We start from the raw sequence: 7,827 nt of genomic DNA, 5'->3' as shown, positions 1-7,827 counted from the left end.
GGCGCCGACCGCTTTGACCAGACGCACCGCTGGTCGGCCCTTGCAACCGGCGAAGCGGTGTATGACGATGTCCGCGCCTGGGTGCGCTGCGCCGTCATCAATCGCATGGAGATGGGGACCTCCACAATCATCGCCGTTCACGCCCTGGAGTCCCGCGTGATGCGTGACGTCCAAGCGGGTGAACCCGGCGACGCTCTGGTCTACCACAACCGTTCATGGCACCGTCTGGGCGAAGATTCCAAGCTTGAAGGCTGAGCGCCGTGCCAAGAATGCAAGGCAGCAAGCCGAACTAACGGCGTAATTGTCCAGAGTTCTTTGGACAATTAGCGACGGTGACACCTCCCGCCAGGCTGCAGCCCTTCAGAATCATTCAGGAGATTTCAAAATGACCACATCCCTACATACCCCACCTGCCGCACCCAGTGCCGGACTTGGTAATCAAGCAGACGAAGCACAGGTCCTGGCCGAGAAGCGCTGGAATGTGCAGTTGCTTGGGCTCCTAATGGTCCTGACTTTTGGGACTGGGATCGTCGATGCAGTCGGCTATCTCGCCCTTGACCACGTCTTCATCGGAAACATGACGGGGAACGTGGTGATACTGGGCATGGCCATGGCGGGAGCAGATGGCCTTCCAGTGCTAGGTCCTCTGACAGCGATGGTGTGTTTCTCATTCGGCGCCGCGGTGACCGGGCTGGTACTGAGAAAACGATCTGCGGAATGGAGCCTGCCCATCACGGTGCTGCTGCTTGTCGCAGGGCTCCTTCTTTGCTCCGTCGGGGCCCTAGCCTCCCTGGTCGATATTAACCTCACCACCGACGTCCGAGTGATCATCTCTTCATTGGCGGCAGCTGCTATGGGAATTCAGGCATGCGTAGCCCGAAAGCTCGCGGTACGGGAAATGACAACCGTGGTCGTCACCTCCACCTTAACCGCGTTGTCGGGTGAGCTTTTCCTCGTAACGGGGCACAAGGGATTGCTGAACAGGAGAAGTGCTGCGATTGTTGTGCTTCTTCTTGGGGCGGCTCTTGGCGCGCTGCTTGCCGGCGCCGGAGCCGGCCCTGCTTTGATCGTTTCCGGAACCCTGATAGTTGTTGTGGCATTGCTAGGGCAATGGGGAGCCCGGATTCATCGTTCCCGTCTATCTACCTGAGCGGGAGGCGCCGAAGAGGCAAAGAACGGGTGGCCTCCACCAAGCGAAGCCAGTAGCCTCCGGTAAGGGCAAGTTGAAGCGTATTCGACTGCGACCGTTCCTGCCTTTTCGATCACTGTTGGGGCCTCGTTCGTTTGGTAGAGCCCATACCGTTACCGCTGAACTCGTTAAGACCGGAACCTGGCAGACCGGCGGAATATCCTCCGCTTAGAGCACACCCCAACCTGACATAGGGCTCCTTGCTGGACTGCAGAAGCAGTGGGGAAACGATCCTGCGAGCATGTTGGGGCGGCTGTCGTCGTGCGAGTCCCGGACATGCCAGATTGCCGCAGCCGCATACAACCAGCACCCTGCTGCCGCAGTCCGTGCGCGGCAAGGGAACCCATGCATTGTTGAACAATCCTCGAATTTCGGGCATGCTGAAGGGGTCACCTAAACGAGACGGGGATCACTATGGCTTTCATCGACCTCAACAGCGACGTCGGCGAGTCGTTTGGTAATTGGACAATGGGCGACGACGCCGCCATCTTCCGCTCAGTCTCTAGCGCAAATGTTGCCTGTGGCTTCCACGCCGGCGATCCATCGACCATCGCGCAGACCTGTCGTGATGCCGTCGCCGCCGGCGTCACCATCGGCGCGCATGTGGGCTACCGGGACCTTGCCGGCTTCGGACGCCGATTCATCGACTGCTCTCCCACGGAACTGGCCGACGACGTCCTGTACCAAGTTGGCGCACTGGAGGCTATTGCCCGCGCAGCCGGCGGCACCATTCGCTATGTAAAACCGCACGGCGCCCTCTACAACACGATCGTCACCCACGACGTTCAGGCGAAGGCCGTGGTCGACGCCGTGAAGGCCTTCGGCAGTGACCTCCCGATGCTGCTCCTGCCAGGGTCCGTAGCTCTCAGGAAAGCCGAGGCGGCCGGGCTCCGCGGCGTGGCTGAAGCTTTCGCGGACCGGGCCTATAACCCGGACGGAACGCTGGTTTCCCGGCGCGAAGCCGGCGCAGTCCTCCACGATGAGGACACCGTCGCCGCCAACATGGTCCGTCTCGCCACCGAAGGTACGATCGTGGCCCGTGACGGTTCTGCCTTCAAGACGACCGCCGAAAGCATCTGCCTGCACGGCGACACCGAGGGGGCGGTAGCGATGTCCGCAGCAGTCCGCCGTGAACTGGAGGCTGCCGGCGTCGGCATCCGGAGCTTCGTGTGAGCCCTGGTATCCCTCATGACGACATCCGGTGGTCCGGGCCGCGCGCCCTGCTCATCGAGGTGGAGTCGCTTGACGCCGTCCTGGCCCTGCACGCCCAACTGGTGGAACACCCACTGACCGGGCAGGTCGAGGCGATAGCAGCTGCCCGGACCATCCTGGTCGTCTTCGACTCCCGGACCAACGCCCGGGCGGCCCGCACCGCCATCGCAACCCTGGACGCCAGGCAGTCCAAAGACGCCATGGTCTCGGGCAATCCGGTCCGGATTGAGGTGGTGTACGACGGCGGCGACCTTGCCGAAGTAGGCCGACTCACAGGTTTGGGCGTCGAAGGCGTAGTCGAAGCCCACACCGGCCAGCTATGGACGGCGGCTTTCGGGGGGTTCGCGCCAGGGTTTGCCTACCTGGTGGGCGAAAACGAGGTACTCAATGTGCCCCGCCGCACCAGCCCGCGAACGGCAGTGCCGGCCGGATCGGTCGCGCTGGCCGGCAACTTCTCTGCCGTTTATCCGCGCCGTTCCCCTGGCGGCTGGCAGCTGATCGGCCGCACGTCAGCCCGCATGTGGGACCTCGAGCGCGAGCAGCCGGCCCTTCTCCGCCCCGGCATGTCGGTGCAGTACGTGGCGGTGCGCGAGCTGATCGAGCTCCAGGAACAACCCGGTGGCAACGCGGTTTCCCCGGACGCCCCGGCGGGCCCGTCACTTGAGGTTGTCACGCCAGGACCGCAGTCACTGATCCAGGACCTCGGGCGGCCCGGGCTCGGTGACCTCGGCGTCTCCGCGTCCGGTGCGGCCGACACCGCCAGCGCCCGCCAGGCGAACCGCCTGGTCGGGAACGAGCCGGGAGACGCCGTCATCGAAACCGTCCTGGGAGGGCTGGCAGTCCGCGCCCGTGGTGAATTAACCGGCGCCCTGACAGGTGCAGCGGCGCCGGCGCTCATCAAGGGACCCGGGGGCAATCGCCCCGCTCCTATGTACGCGCCCTTTGCGCTGCACCACGGCGAAAGCCTCCAGCTCGACCTGCCCTACGCCGGACAGCGCACCTACCTCGCGGTTCGCGGCGGGATCGACGTAGAGCCAGTGCTCGGCAGCCGCGCAACCGACCTGATGTCCGGCATCGGTCCCGCCATCCTCGAGCAGGGCACCATGCTGCCGGTCCGGGAGGTGGAGCGTGGACGGGTAGTCGGCGCTGCAGAACCTTCCACGCTGCCTCCGGCCGTCCTGCAAGGCGGCGGAACAGCTGTCCTCCGGATTACCGCCGGCCCACGCCAGGACTGGTTCACGCCTGAATCGCGCGCGGCGCTCACAAAGCAGGCCTGGACCGTCACCGCCGAATCCAACCGCATCGGCGTCCGACTCGCAACCGCCGAGGGCGGCCAGCCCCTGGAACGGGCGAGCGCCGAGGAACTGCCCAGCGAAGGCGTGGTCGCAGGCTCGCTGCAGGTGCCGCCGTCGGGCCTTCCTGTCCTGTTCCTGGCTGACCACCCGGTTACCGGCGGGTACCCGGTGATCGGCGTCGTCGTACCCGAGGACCTGCCGGCCGCCGCGCAGCTTCCCCCGGGCATCGCCATCCGTTTCGTCGAGGTGGATCCCGAAACGCTCCAGCCGGAAGTTACTCCAAAACCGTGAAGGAACCAGCCATGAAGAAGGTCCTGATTGCCAACCGCGGCGAGATTGCTGTTCGAATTGTCCGCGCCTGCGCTGACGCCGGGTTGGAATCCGTGGCGGTGTACTCTGATCCCGACGCCGATGCGCTGCACGTGCGCCTCAGCGACGAAGCGCATGCCCTCAGTGGTTCCGCCAGCTCTGATACCTACCTGAACATTGACAAGCTGCTCAACGTCGCCACCCGCGCGGGCGCCGACGCCATACACCCCGGCTACGGCTTCCTCTCGGAGAACGCGGATTTTGCCCAGGCCGTGCTTGACGCCGGTCTTACCTGGATTGGTCCTTCGCCGGAGGCCATCCGCAGCCTGGGGAACAAGGTCACCGCCCGCGAGATCGCAGTCCGCGCCGGCGCTCCCCTGGTTCCCGGCTCAGCGGGTCCGGTAGCCGACGCCGAAGAGGTGCGCACCTTCGCCCAAGAGTACGGCGTCCCGGTCGCCATCAAGGCCGCCTTCGGTGGTGGCGGCCGCGGGCTCAAAATTGCCTACCGCTTTGAGGACATCGACGACGCCTTCGACTCCGCGGTACGCGAGGCAACCCTTGCCTTTGGGCGGGGCGAGTGTTTTGTGGAGCGCTTCCTGGACCGTCCCCGGCATGTCGAGGCGCAGGTGCTGGCGGATACGCACGGGAACGTCGTCGTCGCCGGAACGCGTGATTGTTCGCTGCAGCGGCGCAACCAGAAGCTTGTCGAGGAGGCTCCCGCCCCGTTCCTGACCGATGAGCAGCGCACCCGTATCCATGAATCGGCCCGGGCGATCTGCCGCGAGGCCGGTTACACCGGTGCCGGCACGGTCGAGTACCTCGTGGCACCGGACGGGGTTATTTCCTTCCTCGAGGTCAATACACGCCTGCAGGTCGAGCACCCTGTGACCGAGGAAACGTCCGGCCTCGACCTGGTACGCGAGCAGTTCCGCGTCGCTGCCGGACTGCCCCTGTCCGTCACGGAAGACCCGGTTCCCCACGGCCACGCCATCGAGTTCCGCCTCAACGCCGAAGACGCGGGCCGCGGCTTCCTGCCCTCTCCCGGGCCGGTCGAGGTCTTTGAGGCACCCACCGGGGCCGGAATCCGGGTCGATACGGGCGTCCGGTCCGGGTCAACCATCCCGGCCGAGTATGACTCCCTCATGGCCAAACTGATCGTGCACGGCGAGGACCGGGCGCAGGCACTGCGCCGCGCACGCATCGCCCTGGACGAACTCCGGGTCGAGGGCGTGCCCACTGTCATCCCATTCCACCGTACGGTCGTTCGTGACCCGGATTTCACCCGGTCCGACCGGCTCGGTGTCTACACCACCTGGATCGAGTCCGAATTCACCGAACGCCTCGCCGTCTCGCTTGAGAGCGGGCTCACCGGTCCCGTAGCGCGACGGGAAACCCTCACCGTGGAGATCGACGGCAAAGCAGTGCAACTCGGGCTGCCCGCCCAAGTATTCGCAGCGCTCATGAACGGCGGGAGTGCCGTCATACCGACTTCCGGCGGGGACATGGAAGCCGACCGCGCTGCAGCAGATGGCAGGATCACCGCCCCGATGGGCGGGAACCTGGTGAAGTGGCTGGTTGAGGACGGCGCCCAGGTGACCGCCAACCAGCCCGTTGCCGTGTTGGAGGCGATGAAGATGGAAACAGTCGTGTCCGCATCGTCAGCCGGCGCCTTCCGCCGGGGCACCCAGGCGCCGGGCGCCGCCGTGGCACGCGGCGAGGTCCTGGGCGAGGTCGTCAGTCCCGTGGGCTAGCATCGAAGGCGATGAATTTAGCATTGGACGAAGCAGGGCCGGCTGAGCACGCGCATACGACGGCGTGGATTGCCTCCGTGCTGCGGGCGCGGATCGCCGCGGGCCAGCTGACGCCGGGGTCGAAGTTATCGGAGCAATCGCTGTCGGCCGCGCTCGGAGTTTCGCGGAACACCCTGCGGCAGGCGTTCACTACGCTCGCCGGGGAATCGATCGTGACCCGGATCCCGAACCGGGGCGTTTTCGTGGCGTCCCCCGGGGTTGAAGAGGTGCGCGAAATCTACCGGATCCGAAGGACAATCGAGCCCTCGGCCGTCCTGTGGTCGGAGCCCTCAGCCAAGGATCTTGACGCGATGGAGGCCATTGTTCGACGGGCGCAAGCTGCGCGCGACGCCGGAGCAGTGGTGGAGATGGCCGACGCAAACCAGGCGTTTCACGAAGCGGTGGTTGGCCTCACCCGAAGCGATTCGCTGCGGGAGCTGATGGAGCGGGTGCTCGCCGAGATGCGGCTCGTCTTCCATGCGATGGCCTCAGCTCCGGATTTCCACGCACACTACGTGGACCGCAACGCGCAACTGGTGAAGCGTCTGCGCGCCGGGGAGAACGAAAAGGCCGCTGCCGAACTGCGCGGCTACCTTGACGCGGCCGAGGCGGAGCTCCTGGGGCATCTCACCGGCGAAGCCTCTTGATGGTTCCCACGGCATGGGCTCACGGCACCAGATAGTCGCTGTCCCGGGCGTCCGTGATGAGCATGTGGCCGGGCGCGTGACCGATAGCAAGCGGCGGGCGTGACCGCATCACCGCCGCCTGTGGAGTAACGCCGCAGGCCCAGAACACGGGCAGATGCCCGGCCGGAACCTGAACAGCTTCCCCAAAGTCCGGGGCGCCGAGATCAGTTATTCCCAGCTCCTCCGGGTTGCCCACCTGCACAGGCGCACCGTGGACAGCCGGATAGCGGGAGGTGATGCGGACAGCGTCGGGCACCTGGCCTGCAGGGACAGGGCGCATCGAAACCACCAAAGGCCCCGACATGGCACCGGCAGGAGTGCACTCGCGGTTTGTCCGGTACATGGGCACGTTCACCCCCTGGTCTATGTGCGCGATCCGGATGCCTTCGTCCTGGAGGGCTGCCTCAAACGTGAAAGAGCAGCCGATCAGGAAGGTCACCAGGTCATCGCGCCAGTGTCCGGTGATGTCAGTGGGTTCGTCGACCTTTTCGCCGTCGCGGTACACCGTATATTTCGGGACGTCAGTGCGGATGTCCCCGCCCGCCAGCAACGGGCCGGTGGTCTCTCCCGGCTCCAGCACTCCCAGGATAGGGCAGGACTTCGGATTGCGCTGTGCGAAGAGGAGCAGGTCGAAAGCCTGCTCGCGCGGGATGGCGAGCACATTGGCCTGCGCGAAGCCGCGGGACCAGCCCGACGTCGGCTCCACCAGTCCGTTACGGAACGCCTCCCTTGCTGCAGCGGGAGTTGCGAAGGCGCGATCAATCATGCCGCCCACAGCCGTGCCAGTCCCATTACCGAATTCCAGCCCAGGAAGAGCGTGAGCAGCCACGTCAGGACACCGACGATCAGCAGCCACTTCGGGTAGTGGTAGCCGTTCATGAGGTCCCGGCGCCGCCAGGCGACCCAGAGGAGTACGCCGAAGCCGACCGGCAGGATCAGCCCATTGAACGCCCCGGCGAAGATCAGCAGTTCCTGCGGCGCCTGCCCGAGGAAGATGTATGCGATCGCGCAGGCAGCGATGAAGACGACTGTGATGAGGTTACGCTTGCGCTCGGCGGTCTTCGAGGAGGTGATGAAGGAAACCGAGGTGAACGACGCACCGATCACCGACGTGAGTGCAGCAGCCCACAGCACGATGCCGAACATGCGCATACCGATCTCACCTGCGGCCGCACCGAAGGCCTCGGCTGCCATATTGTTGCTGCTCAGCACGGTGCCACCGGCCACAACGCCGAGGATCGCCAGGAACAACAGCACCCTCATCAGGCCGGTGACCATGATGCCGATCACGGAGCTGCGCGTGATTTCCTTGACGTGCTCCACACCGGTGGCGCCCGAATCCAGCA

8 protein-coding genes are annotated in these 7,827 nt (G+C 65.3%); 6 read left to right on the top strand and 2 right to left on the bottom strand.

The features are described from left to right. From RIF85_RS13275 to RIF85_RS13250, 6 genes are all read left to right on the top strand, one after another. A partial coding sequence (locus RIF85_RS13275; protein WP_309072373.1) for a flavin reductase family protein occupies positions 1–255 on the top strand: 255 nt, incomplete at its 5' end. 130 nt (positions 256–385) lie between these two features. Further along, complete coding sequence (locus RIF85_RS13270; protein ID WP_309072372.1) at positions 386–1,150, top strand: YoaK family protein; 765 nt, start codon at positions 386–388, stop codon at positions 1,148–1,150. A gap of 453 nt (positions 1,151–1,603) precedes the next feature. Continuing rightward, a complete protein-coding gene (locus RIF85_RS13265) occupies positions 1,604–2,362 on the top strand; it encodes a 5-oxoprolinase subunit PxpA (protein WP_309072371.1) in 759 nt (252 codons plus the stop codon). Next, complete coding sequence (locus tag RIF85_RS13260) at positions 2,359–3,987, top strand: urea amidolyase family protein (protein WP_309072370.1); 1,629 nt, start codon at positions 2,359–2,361, stop codon at positions 3,985–3,987. Before RIF85_RS13265 ends, RIF85_RS13260 begins: the two co-directional genes overlap by 4 nt. 11 nt (positions 3,988–3,998) lie before the next feature. Then, a complete protein-coding gene (locus RIF85_RS13255; protein ID WP_309072369.1) occupies positions 3,999–5,756 on the top strand; it encodes a biotin carboxylase N-terminal domain-containing protein in 1,758 nt (585 codons plus the stop codon). Positions 5,757–5,767: 11 nt separating this feature from the next. Then, positions 5,768–6,442: a GntR family transcriptional regulator gene (locus tag RIF85_RS13250; RefSeq protein WP_309072368.1), complete on the top strand. Its 675-nt coding sequence runs from the start codon at positions 5,768–5,770 to the stop codon at positions 6,440–6,442. A gap of 19 nt (positions 6,443–6,461) precedes the next feature. Here RIF85_RS13250 and RIF85_RS13245 read toward each other — a convergent pair whose 3' ends face one another. Continuing rightward, positions 6,462–7,247 (bottom strand): putative hydro-lyase, encoded by a 786-nt coding sequence (locus RIF85_RS13245; protein ID WP_309072367.1) that lies wholly within the window; start codon positions 7,245–7,247, stop codon positions 6,462–6,464. Continuing rightward, on the bottom strand, positions 7,244–7,827 hold a 584-nt coding region (locus RIF85_RS13240; protein ID WP_375164854.1), incomplete at its 5' end, for a divalent metal cation transporter. The genes RIF85_RS13240 and RIF85_RS13245, both read right to left, overlap by 4 nt.

Origin of the sequence: Arthrobacter sp. (assembly GCF_031179385.1) — a bacterium.
Classification (GTDB): Bacteria; Actinomycetota; Actinomycetes; order Actinomycetales; family Micrococcaceae; genus Arthrobacter_D.
This window is presented reverse-complemented; position numbering and strand designations above follow the sequence as displayed.

Bases quoted from the DNA above. Each gene is read 5' to 3' on its own strand.
- RIF85_RS13255 (WP_309072369.1), top strand. From the start codon at position 3,999: ATGAAGAAGGTCCTGATTGCCAACCGCGGCGAGATTGCTGTTCGAATT.
- RIF85_RS13250 (WP_309072368.1), top strand. From the start codon at position 5,768: ATGAATTTAGCATTGGACGAAGCAGGGCCGGCTGAGCACGCGCATACG.
- RIF85_RS13245 (WP_309072367.1), bottom strand. From the start codon at position 7,247: ATGATTGATCGCGCCTTCGCAACTCCCGCTGCAGCAAGGGAGGCGTTC.
- RIF85_RS13270 (WP_309072372.1), top strand. From the start codon at position 386: ATGACCACATCCCTACATACCCCACCTGCCGCACCCAGTGCCGGACTT.
- RIF85_RS13265 (WP_309072371.1), top strand. From the start codon at position 1,604: ATGGCTTTCATCGACCTCAACAGCGACGTCGGCGAGTCGTTTGGTAAT.